This window comes from Streptomyces sp. NPDC050264 (genome assembly GCF_040655895.1).
In the GTDB taxonomy this organism is placed as follows: domain Bacteria; phylum Actinomycetota; class Actinomycetes; order Streptomycetales; family Streptomycetaceae; genus Streptomyces.
In genome coordinates this window covers 340,582-356,026 of the sequence record NZ_JBFAKV010000002.1, presented here as the reverse complement: position 1 = coordinate 356,026, position 15,445 = coordinate 340,582, and the positions used below count along the sequence as shown (strand labels likewise).

The 15,445-nt window shown below is 68.8% G+C and carries 19 protein-coding genes; 6 read left to right on the top strand and 13 right to left on the bottom strand.

Features of this window, described 5'->3' with window-relative positions; genetic code table 11:
* Positions 1-72 precede the first annotated feature (72 nt).
* Positions 73-378, bottom strand: a complete 306-nt coding sequence (gene rpsN / locus AB0J02_RS04335) for a 30S ribosomal protein S14 (RefSeq protein ID WP_363192033.1) — start codon at positions 376-378, stop codon at positions 73-75.
* A complete protein-coding gene (gene rpmB / locus AB0J02_RS04330) occupies positions 378-614 on the bottom strand; it encodes a 50S ribosomal protein L28 (RefSeq protein WP_363192032.1) in 237 nt (78 codons plus the stop codon). The genes rpsN and rpmB overlap by 1 nt, the downstream gene beginning before the upstream one ends.
* 130 nt (positions 615-744) lie before the next feature.
* On the opposite strand from rpmB, the gene AB0J02_RS04325 reads away from it, so the two are divergent.
* Entirely contained in the window at positions 745-1,902 is a 1,158-nt protein-coding gene (locus tag AB0J02_RS04325) for a GTP-binding protein (RefSeq protein WP_363192031.1), read from the top strand.
* A gap of 49 nt (positions 1,903-1,951) precedes the next feature.
* On the top strand, positions 1,952-2,194 hold the full coding sequence (gene rpsR / locus AB0J02_RS04320; RefSeq protein ID WP_363192030.1) for a 30S ribosomal protein S18: 243 nt from the start codon (positions 1,952-1,954) through the stop codon (positions 2,192-2,194).
* Between the two features lie 82 nt (positions 2,195-2,276).
* Here rpsR and AB0J02_RS04315 read toward each other — a convergent pair whose 3' ends face one another.
* Together AB0J02_RS04315 and AB0J02_RS04310 are read right to left on the bottom strand one after the other, a co-directional pair.
* A complete protein-coding gene (locus AB0J02_RS04315; RefSeq protein ID WP_363192029.1) occupies positions 2,277-3,875 on the bottom strand; it encodes a protein kinase in 1,599 nt (532 codons plus the stop codon).
* Positions 3,876-4,274: 399 nt separating this feature from the next.
* Positions 4,275-5,198 carry a hypothetical protein gene (locus AB0J02_RS04310; RefSeq protein ID WP_363192028.1) on the bottom strand — a complete coding sequence of 308 codons (924 nt, stop codon included), beginning with the start codon at positions 5,196-5,198 and terminating at the stop codon, positions 4,275-4,277.
* A 79-nt stretch (positions 5,199-5,277) separates the two neighbouring features.
* On the opposite strand from AB0J02_RS04310, the gene AB0J02_RS04305 reads away from it, so the two are divergent.
* Entirely contained in the window at positions 5,278-5,427 is a 150-nt protein-coding gene (locus AB0J02_RS04305; protein WP_363192027.1) for a hypothetical protein, read from the top strand.
* On the opposite strand, the gene AB0J02_RS04300 is transcribed toward AB0J02_RS04305, so the two are convergent.
* The 6 genes from AB0J02_RS04300 to AB0J02_RS04275 all read right to left on the bottom strand — a co-directional run bounded on the left by AB0J02_RS04300 (position 5,414) and on the right by AB0J02_RS04275 (position 9,963).
* Positions 5,414-6,781, bottom strand: a complete 1,368-nt coding sequence (locus tag AB0J02_RS04300) for an MFS transporter (RefSeq protein WP_363192026.1) — start codon at positions 6,779-6,781, stop codon at positions 5,414-5,416. The two genes, AB0J02_RS04305 and AB0J02_RS04300, sit on opposite strands and share 14 nt — an antisense overlap.
* Positions 6,782-6,787: 6 nt before the next feature.
* Positions 6,788-7,444, bottom strand: coding sequence for an NAD(P)-binding oxidoreductase (locus AB0J02_RS04295; protein ID WP_363192025.1), 657 nt, complete (start codon positions 7,442-7,444; stop codon positions 6,788-6,790).
* A complete protein-coding gene (locus tag AB0J02_RS04290; RefSeq protein WP_363192024.1) occupies positions 7,441-7,665 on the bottom strand; it encodes a hypothetical protein in 225 nt (74 codons plus the stop codon). The genes AB0J02_RS04295 and AB0J02_RS04290 overlap by 4 nt, the downstream gene beginning before the upstream one ends.
* Entirely contained in the window at positions 7,662-8,369 is a 708-nt protein-coding gene (locus tag AB0J02_RS04285) for a type 1 glutamine amidotransferase domain-containing protein (RefSeq protein WP_363192023.1), read from the bottom strand. The genes AB0J02_RS04290 and AB0J02_RS04285 overlap by 4 nt, the downstream gene beginning before the upstream one ends.
* Positions 8,370-8,495: 126 nt before the next feature.
* The gene (locus AB0J02_RS04280; RefSeq protein ID WP_363192022.1) at positions 8,496-9,083 is read right to left on the bottom strand and encodes a TetR/AcrR family transcriptional regulator; all 588 of its coding nucleotides are present in this window, start codon (positions 9,081-9,083) and stop codon (positions 8,496-8,498) included.
* A 43-nt stretch (positions 9,084-9,126) separates the two neighbouring features.
* Positions 9,127-9,963 (bottom strand): alpha/beta hydrolase, encoded by an 837-nt coding sequence (locus AB0J02_RS04275; protein WP_363192020.1) that lies wholly within the window; start codon positions 9,961-9,963, stop codon positions 9,127-9,129.
* Positions 9,964-10,545: 582 nt separating this feature from the next.
* Between AB0J02_RS04275 and AB0J02_RS04270 the strand changes: the two genes are divergently transcribed.
* Positions 10,546-10,950 (top strand): type II toxin-antitoxin system PemK/MazF family toxin, encoded by a 405-nt coding sequence (locus AB0J02_RS04270; protein ID WP_363192019.1) that lies wholly within the window; start codon positions 10,546-10,548, stop codon positions 10,948-10,950.
* 1,068 nt (positions 10,951-12,018) lie between these two features.
* Here the strand turns inward: AB0J02_RS04270 and AB0J02_RS04265 are convergent.
* Positions 12,019-12,522 carry a hypothetical protein gene (locus tag AB0J02_RS04265; protein WP_363192018.1) on the bottom strand — a complete coding sequence of 168 codons (504 nt, stop codon included), beginning with the start codon at positions 12,520-12,522 and terminating at the stop codon, positions 12,019-12,021.
* Positions 12,523-12,525: 3 nt separating this feature from the next.
* Here AB0J02_RS04265 and AB0J02_RS04260 point away from each other — a divergent pair, with 3 nt between their 5' ends.
* Together AB0J02_RS04260 and AB0J02_RS04255 are read left to right on the top strand one after the other, a co-directional pair.
* Complete coding sequence (locus AB0J02_RS04260; RefSeq protein ID WP_363192200.1) at positions 12,526-14,043, top strand: TerD family protein; 1,518 nt, start codon at positions 12,526-12,528, stop codon at positions 14,041-14,043.
* Between the two features lie 96 nt (positions 14,044-14,139).
* On the top strand, positions 14,140-14,691 hold the full coding sequence (locus AB0J02_RS04255; protein WP_363192017.1) for a hypothetical protein: 552 nt from the start codon (positions 14,140-14,142) through the stop codon (positions 14,689-14,691).
* 67 nt (positions 14,692-14,758) lie between these two features.
* Here the strand turns inward: AB0J02_RS04255 and AB0J02_RS04250 are convergent, their stop codons facing one another.
* Both AB0J02_RS04250 and AB0J02_RS04245 read right to left on the bottom strand, forming a co-directional pair.
* Complete coding sequence (locus tag AB0J02_RS04250; protein ID WP_363192016.1) at positions 14,759-14,998, bottom strand: hypothetical protein; 240 nt, start codon at positions 14,996-14,998, stop codon at positions 14,759-14,761.
* Positions 14,995-15,351: a hypothetical protein gene (locus AB0J02_RS04245; RefSeq protein ID WP_363192015.1), complete on the bottom strand. Its 357-nt coding sequence runs from the start codon at positions 15,349-15,351 to the stop codon at positions 14,995-14,997. Before AB0J02_RS04245 ends, AB0J02_RS04250 begins: the two co-directional genes overlap by 4 nt.
* Positions 15,352-15,445 lie beyond the last annotated feature (94 nt).

The following is a 15,445-nucleotide window of genomic DNA, read 5'->3' as shown; positions in this document are numbered from 1 at the left end:
GGACCGGGGAGAAGAGCGACGGGTGGTGGTGCGGCCGGCGCCGCACCACCACCCGTCATCGATGCCCAGGCATCACCACGAGGACTTGGTCACCCCGGGAAGGTGACCGGCGTGCGCCTGTTCACGCATCCGGACCCGGGAGAGCCCGAACTTCCGCAGGTGACCGCGGGGGCGGCCGTCCACGCTGTCCCTGTTGCGCACCCGGGTCGCGCTGGCGTCGCGCGGCTGGCGGCGCAGTTCCTCGACCGCCGCGGCCCGCTCGGCCAACGCGGTGCCGGGCCGGCGGATGATCTCCTTCAGCTCCGCACGGCGTGCGGCGTGGCGCGCGACGACCGCCTTGCGCTTCTCGTTCTGCGCGATCTTGCTCTTCTTCGCCATCAGACCTTCACCCCTCGCGCCCGGATGCGGGCGACGGCTGCCTCGACGCCGATGGCGTCGACCGTTTTGATCGCCCTGGCGCTCAGCACCAGGCGTACGTGCCGTCCTTCACTGGGCAGCCAGTAGCGCTTGCGCTGGATGTTCGGGTCGAACCGGCGCGATGTGCGCCGGTGCGAGTGGGAGATGTTGTTGCCGAAGCCCGGCTGGGCGCCGGTCAGTTGGCAGTGGGCGGACACGGATTCTCCTGCCTCTCGTCGAGTGGCCCCCATATTGAAAATGGAAACCATTGCCATATAGTAGCCGCATGACACGCAACGATCCACGCCCCATCACCGAACTCCCCTCCACCGGCCGCGGTGAGGGCCGGTGAGGGAGGACAACCGCACGCTCCCCGTCGTCCTCGTCGGCGGACTGCACTCGGACGCACGCCACGAGGTCGTCGAAGGGCTGCTGAAAGAAGTGCCGCAGAGCGTCGCGCTGCACCATGACCTGGCGGGAGCGGAGACGGGGACGGTGCACCGGACCGTACGGGAAAGCTCCGGAGTGCTCTCCAGCGGCGAGGCGCCCCTGGTGAACGACTGCGCCTGCTGCGCCCTGCGCGAGGACCTGATGCCGGAGCTGGCACGCCTGGCCGCCGACGGAGTCACCAGGATGGCCGTGCTCGAACTCTGGGACTCCGTCGAGCCCAGAGCGATGGCCGAGGTCATCGCCGCACACGGTGCGGGCCGGGTCGAGGTGAGCGGTGTGGTCACCGCCGTCGATCCCGCCCTCGTACTGCCCTACCTCGTCAACGGCGACGACCTCGCCGAGGTGGGTCTGGCCGTCGCGGCCACGGATCAGCGGACCGTCGGAGACACCTGGGCCCGACAGCTGGAGTACGCGTCGGTCGTCGCCCTCGTGGACAGTGACCAGGCGGACGAGGAGGACCACGCGCTGCTCGGCCAGCTGCACCCGACGGCACCGCACGTCGCTTCCGGCTCAAGGGAGTTGACGAAGCTGGCTCTCGCGGGGTTCGACGTGGCAGCGGCCGGGACCGGCCAGCATCCGGCCTGCGCCCTGCTGCCGCAGGAAGCCGAGGAGGCGGGCGTCAGCACTCTCGTGTGGCGCAGGCACCGTCCATTCCATCCCGAGCGCCTGTACGACGCGCTCGAGGACCTGAGCTGTGCGGCCGCCCGCAGCCGGGGCCGCTTCTGGCTCGCCGACCGGCCCGACACCCTCCTTTCCTGGGAGGCGGCGGGCGGCGCGCTCTGCGTCGAGGACAACGGCCCCTGGCTCGCGTCCCTGCCGGACGCCGCCTGGGAGATGATCCCGCCGGTCAGGCGAGCGGCCGCCGCACTGGACTGGCATCCCGAACACGGCGACTGCTGCCAGCACCTGGTCTTCGTCTCACCCGGTCTCGACCGTGCCGGGCTGACCGCTCTGCTCGATTCCTGCCTGCTGACCGACGACGAGTACGCGGCGGGCCGCCCGGCATGGAAACACCTGCCGGCCGCGTTCGACGCGCTCCTCGACCCGGCCCGCTGACCGCCTCACCCACCCGCCTGCCCAGACCCGACACCCGTAAGGAAAACCCGTGCCTCGACGCCAGGACCCCCGTAAGCCCGCCAAGAACCGCCCGAACCCGCTGGACGCGGCGAAGATCGAGTACATCGACTACAAGGACACCGATCCGTTGCGGAGGTTCATCTCCGACCGGGGCAAGATCCGCAGCCGCAGGGTCACACGTATCAGCGCCCAGCAGCAGCGACAGGTCGCCGCGGCGATCAAGAACGCACGTGAGATGGCGCTGCTTCCGTACTCCGGCTCCGGCAAGTGATGCCAGGGCGGGGTGGGTGCGGCCCGCGGGCACGTCTCACCCGGCCCGGAACCGCACCGGCCGCCGGAAGACACCCGTCGGGTCAGTGATTTGTGCCCGCGGCCCAGAGGACCGACGTGCCGTCGAGGATCGTGATGTTGCCGTCGCTCTGGAGCTTCAGCACCGCGTTCTCGTGCCCGCTCGTCTCGCTGGCCCAGACGGCCCGGTCCTTCGCGTCGTAGACGACGAGGTTGCCGTCGGACTGGAAGTCGACGCGCGCGCCGGTGCCGTGGGTCCTGCTGTCCCAGCGTGCCTGGTTCGTCTCGTCGTAGGCGACGAGGTTGCCGTCCCGCTGCAGAGTGAGCCGGACCTTCGCCGCCGCGACCTCCTCGCCGGGCCGCAGACTCGTCGGCGCGGTGACGATCTTTTCCATCGGCACGTTCTCTTCTTTGCCGTCCGAGACCTTGTCCGCTGAGCCGTCGGAGCTGTCGGAGCTGTCGGAGCTGTCGTCGGGCTGGGGGCTCTTCCCCGACGGCGTTGAAGTTGTTCTGGCCCCGGCCTTCGGCCCGCCGGTCCCCTTCGCGCTCTGCCAGGGCTGAAGGACCAGCAGGGCCCCGGCCACAACGCACACGACCGCGGTCACGACCACAACGGCCGTGCGCCGCCACACGCGGTGGTTCTTGACTCCGCCGAGCGGCGGGGCGGGGGCTGGAAGGAAGGGGGGTGGTCCCACCTCCGTCGGTGCCGGCACGGGGGCCGCGACGGTCGGGGCTCCGGGTGCCGGGACGCTCGGGGCCGCCGTGGAGGCGTCCAATGCTGTAGGCACGGGGGCCGTTCCGGGGACGCCCTCTGCCATGTCAGGGGTGGCGATCCTCTGATAGGCCGGATCGTTCGCCAGGGAGATGTGCGACTGGCACAGTTCGACGATCTCCCCGGGTGTCGGTCGCCGGGCCGGGTCGCGATCGGTGCACGCCGCGATGATCCTGGCCAGCCCGGCGTCGACCGCCTCCAGGTCGATGTCGCCGTGGACGGTGCGGTAGGAGACCGCCGGGAAGGCGCCGTCGCCGTACGGAGGTCGGCCGGTCGCGGCGAAGGCAAGGGTGGCGCCCAGCGCGAACACGTCCGCGGCGACCCCGACTTCTTCCCCTTGCAGCGCCTCGGGAGCGGTGAAACCGGGGGTGCCTGCGGTATGGCCGGCCTGGGTCAGCGCGGTCTGCCCGGTCTCCCGCGCGATGCCGAAGTCGATGAGCTGCGGGCCGACCGGCGACAGGATGATGTTCTGCGGCTTGACGTCCCGGTGCAGGACCCCGTGGACGTGGATGTCCGACAAGCCCTCGGCCAGCGCGGCCATGATGCCGAGGCAGAGCCGCGCGGGCAGCGCGCCGGATGCGCGCACGGCGGAGTCCAGGGTCCGGCCGGGCACGTACTCGGTGGCGAACCAGTAGGGCGGGTCCGCCAGACCACAGTCGATCAGCGAAGCGGTGTAGGCGCTGCGCACGGTGTGCAGGGTGCCCACCTCGCGCCGGAACCGCTCCAGCGCCTGTTCCTCGTACTGGAACCGGCTGCCGATGACCTTGATCGCGACGGGCCGGCCACCGGGGGTGCTGCCGAGGTAGACGGTGCCCATACCGCCCTCTCCGAGGCGGCCGGTGAGACGGTAGTGACCGATCCTGACCGGATCGGATTCGGTGAGGGAGTGCACGGCGGGGAATTCCTCCTGGGATGACCTGCCCGCCCGCACGGCTGGTCCGCGTCCTCTTGGGGACCGGTGGCTTGCTGGGCAGGATGCCGCACGCGCCGCAATGTGCCCACCTGACGAGCCGCGCCGCCACGGGCAGTTGCTCGCCCGATCATACGTCAGAGCCCATGATCGCTCGGCAGTAGCGTGTCCGGCGCGCAACCGTCGCGAACATCGGCGCTCACACGTGGCGTGCGTCGGCTTCGGCCCAAGTGCCGCGGAAACCACCGTCGTTGCGCGGCACGACCCGGAGGGCGATCCCGGCTCCCTCGACGACTTCGGTGGTGCGCACCCGCCCCCTCCTTCGGACCGGGCAGCGCGAACGCCGAGGCTTCGTCCAACTCGCGGACAGCCGTCACCAGTTCAATGCGCGCCCTGTGATCTGGCGGGCCGGGGCAGCTGGTTGTGGGCCAGACCGAACGCGCCGGCAGCCTGGCCTCGGCGGCGATGGAGGTGCGCGGTCAGGAGGTTCGCGTCCCCGCCCGTGGTGAGCGCACCGCTGGTGACGTAAACGGTGTCCTTGTCGACGGCGACGGATGTGGTGTTCTGCAGTCCGTCGCTCTGGTCGAGGACGGTGTGGTCGGGCCGGCCCGGGGTGATGAGTACCACCTTGCTGGGCAGGTTGAGGGCAGCCAACAGCTGGTCTCCCCGTCCCGTGAAGGCGAAGTCGTCGACGCTGTCCAGCCCCGAGGCCTTGATCTGGGGCTTCCCGGCCGTTCCCTTGCCGGTCAGCGGGATGCGCAGGATGGTTCCGCGGTCGATGTTGGACACCCACACGGCACCGTTGTGCACCTTCACACCGTTGGCGCCGAAGAAGTGGGTCGGGGAGAGGACGGGTCCATCGGCCCAGACCGTGGCCGTTCCGCCGTGCGGACGGACCTGCCATACCTTTCCCTGCGTGGAGTCGGTGATGTAGAAGTCCCCCGTGTGCTCGTCCCGGGCGAGCCCGTTGGCGAAACTCATCGCTGGGAGAGCCGAGATTCGCGTCGGCCTACCGCCCGGGGGCAGCTTCCACAGACCGGTGAGGTGCTTGTCGCCTGCGGAGTACAGGAAGTAGACCGTGCCGTCTTTGGTGCGCTCGATCCCTGTCACCGAGGCGGATCCGCCACCCGGTGTGTGCACACCTCCATCCGCCGGCAGCGGCATGGTGGCCAACACCTCGACGCGTCCGTCGAGGGAAACGTGTGCCACCTGACGGGAGAAGATGAGGCCGACGTCGGCCGAACCGTCCGGCCCCACGATGACGCTCTCCGCCACCTGCCCGTCCGGCCGGTCGAAGTGAGCCACGACGTGTGGGCCCGAAAGGGGTGATGTGGCCGCTTCGGCCGGCACCGCAACCGCAGTGAACCCAAGCATCATGCCCGCTGTGGCTACAACCAGGCGGACGGCGCTGAAGGTGCCGGACCACGACGTGCGGATCATGACGTTCACGGCCGAGCCCGGCACCCCGGACGCGGAGAAGCTGGACCTCCTGCGGGCTCCTGCCGTTCGTGCGCTGCCACTCAGTGCCGGCTGAGGTGGACAGCCGGGAAGCGGCCGGCCCGGTCCGGGCGACCGGCCCCTTCGGATACAGGAGCCGGAGGGACGTCGCGCGGTGAACGCCCCACGCGGGGCCAGGCGATGAAGGTCGTCGCCATGGCGGCCATCGCGAGTCCGGCCCCGGCGACAAGAACAGGTACCGGATTCCACAGGCCGCTCAGTGCCTGGACGAGGACGGGGAAGACGAACCCGGTGTAGGCGAGGCTGTAGAAGACGGCGATCGCGGTGGCGGCGTGCTGCGGAGGGGCCAGCGATTCCACCAGTCGCAATCCGCTCACCAGGAGGATGCCGTAGGCCGAGCCCAGGACGACGGCGGCGGTCAACAGCAGCACCAGGGAGCCGGTGCCTGCGGTGAGCGCCGCGAGAAGCATGCCGACGATCGCAGCCGTCATGCCTGTTCGGAAGGGGGCTGCTGGGGAGCGCCGCGCGAGTCGGCCCGCCCATGGCTGCACCGCGATGCCGGTGCCCAGCGTGGTCGCGGCGACGACGCCGCTCCCGACGGCACCGAAGTTTCCGAGGGACACCAGCGCGGGCAGCGCCGTGAAGGACACGGTGGCGGCCCCGAAGACCCATGGTGCCGTGGGGAGGATGGCGGCCAGGAATGCCCGGCTGGTCAGATAGGCTCCCGGCCGGCGGTCTACTGCCGCGAGGCCGGTGTCCGTGTTGAGGTGCTGTCGGGCCGTCTCAGGGGTCCGGAACACGAGGGGCAGCGCCAGCGCCACGAGCGCGATGTGTACGAGGTAGGACGTGGTCTGCGGCGAGGGGAGCCACTGGACGACGGCCCCGGACAGAAGCGGCCCGGCCGCGAACCCGGCGGTCAGTGCGACTGCCGCACGTCGTGCTCCCAGGCCGCGCGTCTGCGCGGTGTCGGAGAGTTCCTTGATCCATGCCGTTCCCGGCCCGAACGCCGCGCCGGCACTGATCCCGATGAGTATCCGCCCGGTCAGGATCGCCCCGAACGCCCCGTCCGAGAACGACATCACTGCCGAGCCGAGCGCGGAGAGCAGCAGCGCGGCGAGGAGCGCCCGGCGCCGGCCGACACGGTCCGAGACCCGCGCCACGATCAGCAGGGCCGGGATGAGCCCCAGTGCGTAGGCCCCGAACAGGCCGTCGGCCCGGAGCCCGCTCAGGTGTGTGTAGGCGTGCAGCAGGGAGGCAAACATGTTCGCTCCCCATCCGACGACGAATACCGCGGCGGCGGGCCGGACCCACGCGGAACGCGCGATCACCGGCGGAACGTGTCTCCCGCTGCCTGTCCCGGCGAGCGGCGCCGGGGCGGCGGACAGGTATGACGGGGCGTCGGGGGTGCGCGTGCTGGGGTGAACGGGCATCAGTTATCAGTCCCTGGTCCGCTGCTGGACGGCGTCGGTGATCGGTGTGGGGCCTTCGGTGAGTTCGAGGATCTCGCGGCGCAGTCGGGGGGTGTGGACGAGTTCGGCGAGGGTGGCGGCAACGTCGTCGCGGGTGATTCGGGTGTGGACCAGGGCCGGGGCGAGGCTGATCCGGCCGGTACCGGGGTCGTCGGTGAGGGCGGCCGGGCGCAGGATCACCCAGTCCAGTTCGGTGGCGGCCAGTTCGGCGTCGGCCCGCTTCTTGGTGTCGATGTAGTGCTCGAAGGTGTCGGACACCTCCCGGTCGCGCCAGGCTTCGGGGAAGGCCGAGACGAGCAGCAGGCGTCGGACGCCGGCGAGGCGGGCGGCCTCGATGGCGGTGGACAGGCCGTGGCCGTCGATGGCCGTGATCGCGCTCGTGCCGCCTTCGCCGCCGGCCCCGGCGGCGAAGACCAGGACGTCCGTGCCGCGGAGCAGGGCGGCGAGTGCGGGTGCGTCGATGCGGGTCAGGTCGCCATGGGTGGCGTGGATGCCCTCGGCCGCGAGGCGTTCGCCCTGCTCGGGACGGCGGTGGAGCCCGTCGACCCGGTCGCCGTCGGCGGTCAGCAGCCGCGCCAGGCGGAGTCCGACGCCGCCGGCGATCCCTACGATGAAGACCTTCATGTCGTCACTTGCTTTCCGCTGCCTGGCAGGTCGGTCGAGGTGGGGAGCTGGTGGCTGAGGACGCCGTCGAACGGCTCTCGCTCCAGGGTCCGGATCGCGCCGTGTCCGACGACGGAGGTGACCGGGTGTCCCTGGCGGGCCCGCCGGGCCGGGGCCGCGTAGGCCGCCGGCCCGGCGGGGTCGTCGTGCCGCTCGCGCGGCATCACGACGGAGACGCTCACGCGCCCGCGTTGTCGGTCTCGGCGACCTTGGTGACGAGTTCGATGAGTGCGTCGGCGGTCGGGCCGGAGGAGGCGGGGTTCTGTCCCGTGATCAGCAGGCCGTCCCGCAGGACGTACGGCGCCCAGTCGGCGCCCTTGGAGTAGTCGCCGCCGAGCCGGACGAGTTCGTCCTCGACCAGGAAGGGGACCACCTCGGTGAGCTGGACTCCCTCTTCCTCGCTGTTGGTGAACCCGGTGACCTTCTTGCCCCGCACCAGCGGCGTGCCGTCCGCGTTCACGGCGTGCCGCAGGACACCGGGGGCGTGGCAGACCAGGGCGAGCGGCTTGCCGGCGCGCAGGGTGGTCTCGATCAGGCGGACGGAGGCGGCGTCCTCGGCCAGGTCCCACAGGGGGCCGTGGCCGCCGGGGTAGAAGACGGTGTCGAAGTCGTCGGCGGAGACGGAGTCGAGGCGGACGGTGCGGTCGAGGGCGGCCATGGCCTCGGGGTCGGCTTCGAAGCGGCGGGTCTGGATGGTCTGGTTGGCCGGCTCGTTGCTCTTGGGGTCCAGCGGCGGCCGGCCGCCCTTGGGAGAGGCGAGTACGAGGTCGATCCCGGCGTCCTTGAACCGGTAGTAGGGGGCGGCCAGCTCCTCCAGCCAGAAGCCGGTCTTCCTGCCGGTGGTGCCGAGCTCGTCGTGCGAGGTCAGGACGATGAGAACCTTCATGGTTACTGCTCCTTGGGATGAATAGACCGGTCGTCTCTAGCTGAATAGACCGGTCGTCTTTGGGTGTCGATGAAACCGCGCGGGCGCGGAGTGGCGGGTGGTTGGGCGCTGCCGGGACAGCGGGGGTTACAGGTGCAGAAGCCGGCGGGTGACCGTCGTCGTGGTGGCCAGAGGGCCGGCGTCGCGGTGGATCTTGGCCATGACGCTCGCGCCGAGCCACATGTCGTACAGGACCTGCGCGGTGGTGCGGGCGTCGTCGTCGACCGAGAGCGAGCCGTCCTCCAGGCCGGCGGCGATCGCCCGCTCCAGCCGGTCGACGATGGCGGTGGTGCCCTCCTTCAGCGCGAGGCGCATCGACTCCGACAGGTCGGAGACCTCCGCGCCGAGCTTGACGGCCAGGCATTTCCCCTGGCACTCGTCGACGCTCTGCGTCTCGCGCCAGGCCTGCCAGTAGTTCATCAGCCGCTGCGCCGAGGTCGAGTCCGGCTCGGCGAGGATGCGGTCCATGTCCGCGAGGTAGTCGGTGAAGTACGACCGCATCATCGCCTCGCCGAAGGCGTCCTTGGAACTGAAGTAGTGGTAGAAGGACCCCTTGGGGACCCCGGCCTCGGAGAGGACCTCGTTGATCCCCACCGCGGCGAATCCCTTGTGCGACATGATCCGCTGAGCCGTGTCGAGAATACTGCGGCGAGTGTCGCCCTGAGTGACTGGCATGAGTGTCACCCTACCTCCAACTAGACCGGTCGTCTACTCGTGGTCAGCGGTTGAGGAAGTCCAGCAGGATCTCGTTGACCTCGGCGGTGTGTGTGGTGAGCAGCCCGTGGGGTGCGCCGTCGATCTCGGTGTACTGCGCGGCGGGCAGCGCCTTGGCGAAGCGGCGTCCGGTGGCGTCGATGGGCAGGGTGCGGTCGGCGGTCCCGTGCACGATCAGCGTCGGGACGTCGATCCTGGGGATGTCGGCGCGGAAGTCGGTGGGCCAGGTCAGGGGCGCGGCCGCCGAGGCGATCCCACCGGCGCCCGCCGCCACGTTCCAGGCGTTGCGCACCGCTTCCTCGCTCACCCGGGTGCCGAGGTTCTCGTCGAGGTTGAAGAAGTCGTTGTAGAAGCCGGTGAAGAAGGCGTAGCGGTCCTTGGCGGCCGCGTCGGAGACGCCCTGGAAGAAGGAGAGCGGGGCGGCGCCGTCGGGATTGTCGTCGGTGACGAGCAGGAAGGGTTCCAGTGAGGCAAGGAAGACGGCCTTGGCGACGCGGGCGGAACCGTAGGCGGACAGGTAGCGGGCGACCTCGCCGGTACCCATGGAGAAGCCGACCAGGACAACGTCGCGCAGGTCGAGGGTCTCCATGAGGGTGTTCAGGTCGGAGGCGAAGGTGTCGTAGTCGTAACCGGCCGCGGGCTGGCTGGACTTGCCGAAGCCGCGCCGGTCGTAGGTGATGACCCGGTTGCCGGCCGCCAGCAGGGCCGGCACCTGCCCCTCCCAGGAGTTGCCGTCCAGCGGGTAGCCGTGGATCAGCACCACCGGCCGGCCCGCTCCCTTGTCCTCGTAGTGCAGTTCGATGTCGGTGCTGTTCTCCGTACCGACCTTGATGCGTCCCATGACCGTTGTCCTTTTCCGGGAGTGGCGGGTGGCGCCGGCGTTTGCCGCGTTCCGATGTCCAGAACTATACGACCGGTCTACTCAGTCGTCAACGGCCGCATCGCCGAAGGTTCACAAGCCCCTGCCGCCCGGGCGGGTTCGTCGATCCGCTGACCGCTTGCTGACTTCAGTGACGGCCCCTCAACTCGGCAGCGATTCTTGCCGCCATGTGAGCGGCGTGGCTGATGCAACAGCACCACCTGTCTTCCGACTCGCCCCATGGAACCCACCTGTTGGGCGGCAGTGCCTACCAGCGCGTCCACCCCCACCTGCCTCTCAATGTCAGTACTGGGAGCAACGAACTGTTGCCTAGGTGGCGTCCCGGAAACGGCGGCCGTTGATGGCGGCCCACATCGCCGACGAACGGAAGGCTCATCAGGCCCTCGAACGCCTCCTGCCAGCGGGCAGGGGCTACGCTGTGACCTGCGGCCACCGCGTGATCGTTTGTCTTCACACACCGATGAACAACGGGTGGCCGCACCCGTCTCCACAGCGTGTCGGGGTCGCGCAGCGTCCGCCCGCCGTCCTGTGTCAGGAGGACCTGTGCAACGTGGCGAAGTCTGGTGGGTGGAGTTCGACGAGCGGCGGCCGGTCGTGCTGCTGTCGGGAGACGACGCGTCCGGGATCCGGGTGATGCAGGTCGTCGCTCGGGCGGGTGTCGACATCACCGGTCTGGGCGTCGAAGTGGCAGTAGGCGCCGTAGAAGGACTGCCCTTTGAAGGCGTGCTTCGGTTCGCGTTCCCGCGTCCGGGCTTCACCCCTTGCACGTGGCTGACCACCGTGTCCCGGGACGACCTGATCGAGCGGGCGGGCGCCCTGTCCTCCGCGAAACTCAGCGAGATTGAGAACGCCCTCCGTCTCGGTGAGCAGGCGAAGGAGTGGACCCCGGCAACGACCGCGAAGCTCAGCGAGCTAAGGAACGCCCTCCGTCTCGGTGGACTCAGGTAGGCGGAGAAGGAAACGGACACCCGCGACGGCGTGGTCGGTCTCGTCCAGATGATCGACGCTGCCAGCTGCCTCCTCGGCGCCCCTCACGATCGAGATCACGAACTACGGCTGGAGTATAGAGCTGGGAGGCACTGTTGATGGGCTGAGGTGCTCGCAGAGCCGAAGGGGCTTGCGGGAGTCCGTGGCGTCGCCCCCTGTCGCTAACTTGTTGCAAGTTCCTCTGACGGGGCCGTAGTTGAGGGGGTGACGACCGTGGGCACGTGCGGCAGAATCGTCAGCCATGGATCAGGGAGCTGCGGCAGTGTGGGCCGCGGGCATCGCCGGGTTTTCCAGCGCCCTGGGGGCTGCCCTGGGAGCGGCTCTAGCTGGACGAGCGACGCGAACCCAAGACGAACGAGCCACGCAGCGAGAGAAGGAGACGCGCCGGGCTGATCACCTGGAGCGTCGGTTCACATCGTTCAAGGACAGCGCTGTGGCGGCCTTGACCGAAATGAAGGAGATCGCCTACGCCCTTGCTGCGGATAGGGCCACGACTGACGAGGCCGCAAGGAAAACGCTGGACACAGCGCACCACACTTTCCGAACCGAGATATTTTCGAGCGGACAAGCTCAGGTCATTGAGGCAAGCAGGCTGGTCTGTGTCCAGCTCGAGGGGTGCTTGACCCCCATCCGTGTCTTGCTCGCCCAGCCTCACGAGGCGAAAGACTTGGAGTCTGAAGCGATGCGAAGTTGGGGGCGTTGCCTACTGAATACAGAAACAGCCCTTGGGACAGCTTCCCGACACATGGACGAGGTCATGCGGAAGTTGTAGCTCAGGAGCCGTTCAGCAGCTTGTATTGCCCCTCATCCATCCAGTTCTTCGAACACCTCGGAGCCAACCGAGGGCTTGCCCTCACCGGGCTTCTCTTTGGCGCGGGACAGTGTCCACCGCAGGATGCACCGGCCGCCGGTCCGCAACTCCCTTGCCATCGCAGAACTCGCTTCCCCCGAGGCGAACCGTTCGGCGGCCCTCATACGGATGCCCTCAGCAACCCCCGCATTTCACGAGATGAAGGAGTTGATGCGCGGTCAGCCCCGGCCGAGATCGGTGTGAGCCGCAGCCAGACGGCGGAACCGAGCGTGAGTCGGTGTACCCGGCTCGGCGCAGCAGGAGATGAGTCGCTGACCTGTCTCAGCGATGTGCATGAGCTGGCAGTCGAACTCCAAATCCCCGAACTCACGAGACGCGAATTTCTTGACGATACGTCGGCGTACGGTGATATCGCGCGCCTGCCAGATGGCGGCAAAGCGCGACGAGTTGGAGAGCAAGTCTGTGACGAGTTCTTGCATCCCGGCCTCTTCGGGTTGACGGGCGTGCGCGGTCCTCAAATCGGCGACGGCGGCGCGGAGGAAACCAGACGCAGCGTCCATATCCCATCGGGCATCATCGGTGGCGCGCGCTAACATCCAGCGCAGCAGATTTCGGTCGTGATCCAGGTGATGGATGAGGCCGGCAAAGAAGCGGGCCGCCACATCATTCCATGCGAGCAGGTCGTATTGACCGTTGACAACGTATGCCGGAACCTCCGCCATACCTTGAAGCATCCAGCGTACTGCCGCGGTCACCTCCCGCGGCGATTCGGAGACCGCCAGCGGGCCCGCACGTGGCTGCCGGTGTCGCAACGGCTCTGCACTCTGGCACTGAATCGCCAGGTCGATCCGCCGACGCCCGACATGAAGCTGGGCACACTGGCCGCCCACTACGGCGTACCGCAGCAGCGCGCCCACGACGCCCTGGACCACACCCGCGTGCTGGCCGGAATCCTCAGGGCCACGCTGCGAGAAGCCGCACAGCTCGCCCTGCCGTTGCCACTGGTGGCCTGCCCTCCCCGAGCGGAGTCCCAGTTCACACCGAAGCCGCCCAAGACGCCCTGCGCCTACCGCAACCCAGGACGCCTGACTCCTGATAAACCGCTTCGGCAAGGGATGAAGGTTGCGATCACCGGCGAGACCACGCACGCACGCGCAGAGTTGATCGGCAGAGGCGTCGCCGCCGGATTGAACATGATGACGTCGGTCAGCCGCCACACCAGCGTCCTGGTCGCCAACGAGGCCGCGTCCGGATCGGCGAAGGCACGGCGTGCCGCTGCCGAGGACGTGCCCGTCATCGACGAGAACACCTTCGTCCAGCTACTCGATGATGTACAGGTCGGCGCATCACACGAGGTGTCCGCGCCGGGGCCGGCCGCTCCGGCTCCTCGTAGGCCGGTGCCCGTAGCGGCGGAGGCGACGGACGGGCCGCTCGCAGGACACCGCGTACTCGTGCTCGGCGGCGCACACGGCGAGGCAGTCAACGCCCGTACCCGCATCGTCGAACTCGGTGGCTCGGCCGCCGTCAATCTGTCCCGCAGCGTCACCGCCGTCCTCGTCCTCGCCGACGGTGAGGACGACCGCCGGATGCGCCGCATCGCAGAACTTGGGCTCCCCGTGCACGACGAGCAGTGGCTCACCACCCCAACTGCCTCCGCTGGTACGGCAGCTCAGGAGAAGAAGCCGAAGGCTACGCAATCGGTCACCGACGTCGCGGCACAGGCCGTCCAGGTCCTTCCCCGTGGCGGAGTCACGGATCTACCCTCGTCGCAATGGCACCTCACCGCGTCCTGGGCGCCACAGGAGCACTGCGAAGTCGACGTCGTCGCATTCGTGCTCGACGACGACGAACAAGTCACCTTCGACGAGGATTTCGTCTTCTACGGTGCCCCGGAAAACCCTGCGGGCACAGTTCAGCTCCGCACGGACGGACCGGCCGAACAAACCATCACCGTCGATCTCGCTACTCTCCCGCCCGCCACCCATAGAGTCGTCGTCGCGGCCGCCATCGAAGGCAGCAAGACCTTCGGCGACGTTGGCGCGGTGCAGATCACCACCGCTCCCGGCAGCGACGCCGCGCCACTGACCCGCGCCACTCTGGACGCCGCCACCACCGAACGCACCCTGCTCCTCGCGGAGTTCTACCGACGCGGACCCCTCTGGCGCTTCCGCGCCGTCGGCCAGGGCTACGACCACGGCCTTGCCCCACTCGCCCGCAGCTACGGCGTGGACATCGACGGTTGAGGGCCCTTCGCCGGAGGTCGGAAGCCTCATTACGGCCTCCCAGGGGTAGGTCATACTGCGGACGGATGATGGATCATTCACTGACCTGGGGGCGCAGTGACAGGCAGGAACGGGTCGGGCGGGAACGATCCCTACGCCAGGGAGATCGCTCGGCAGGCCAGGGAGCAGGAAAAGGCGCGCAAAGCCGCCGAGGCGGAGGCGAAGCGCAAGGCGCGCGAGAAGAAGCTCGCCTACGAAGTCGCTCGTGCGCAGGAAGCCGTAGACCTTACGTACGTTGTCGAGAACGATGCCGAGCAACTTTCGAATCTCCTGCGGACGGCTGTGCTGCATGGTTCTCCGCTGACTTTCGATCGACTCAAGCAGCAGTTCAGGCCCGCGGCATTCGTTCCGCCCAAGGGGAAGAGCAAGGCAATACGGCAGCCGCAGTGGGAGGAGTACGAGCCTGAACCACCTCGCGGACTCCTCGGAGCCCTTGGGTTCGGCCGCAAGGGATACGACACCGAAGTGGAAAGCGCCCGGGAGGGGTCTACTGCAGACTTGGGTGACAGGTGTGGTCACGCGGCTTGGAGAGCCGGTGTGGTCATGGCGATTTCGTACTCGACGGGCGTCAGCCGACCGAGCGAGGTTTGTCGGCGACGGCGGTGGTAGGGCTGTCTGGCGAGCTTGAGCACCCGGCACGTCACCGTGACGGGCGCCCCGTCCACGGCCGGCTCCTTCACGAGCGGGTAGATCCTTTTCCCGGCAGATGCGCCTGCGACAGATAGGCAGCGGCCCGGCGCAGGACCTCCTTCTCCTGCTCCAGCAGCTTGATCCGCCGACGTGCTTCCCGCAGTTCCGCGCTCTCCTGGCTCGTCGTTCCGGGCTTGGTCCCGTCGTCGATGTCCGCCCGGCGCATCCACTTCCACAGCGTCATCGCGTGGACACCGAAGTCAGCGGCCACCTGCTCGACCGTCACACCCGGACCACGGTTCCGCGCGACCCGCACGACGTCCTCGCGGAACTCTTTCGGATAGGGCTTGGGCACAGCGACATCCTTGTGCCGTACGAGAGTCGCCGCTGTCGGCCCATGTAGTCGCCGACGAAGTCCTCGAACCGCATCTCCCCGTAGTGGCGGATGAGTTCCGCCTTGGACGCGGGAGTGTTGGCCCTCCGCGCGTACAGCTCGACGAGCCGCTCCTTGGCGGCGTCCTGGGTTCGGAAGCCGGTCTCTTCGCGCTGCTTGCCGGCCGCGTCGCGGTACCGGATGAAATAGGGGTGCGGGCAACGCGTGGGCTGGCTGCAGCCGCACGTCTTGGCGAAGGTGCCCATGCCGCGGGCGAGCTGCTTAGGGATGGAAGGCGATGTACCGACCTCGGACTCGTGCTGACTTTTTGCTGACTCAGCGCCCGTGAGTATGGTTTTG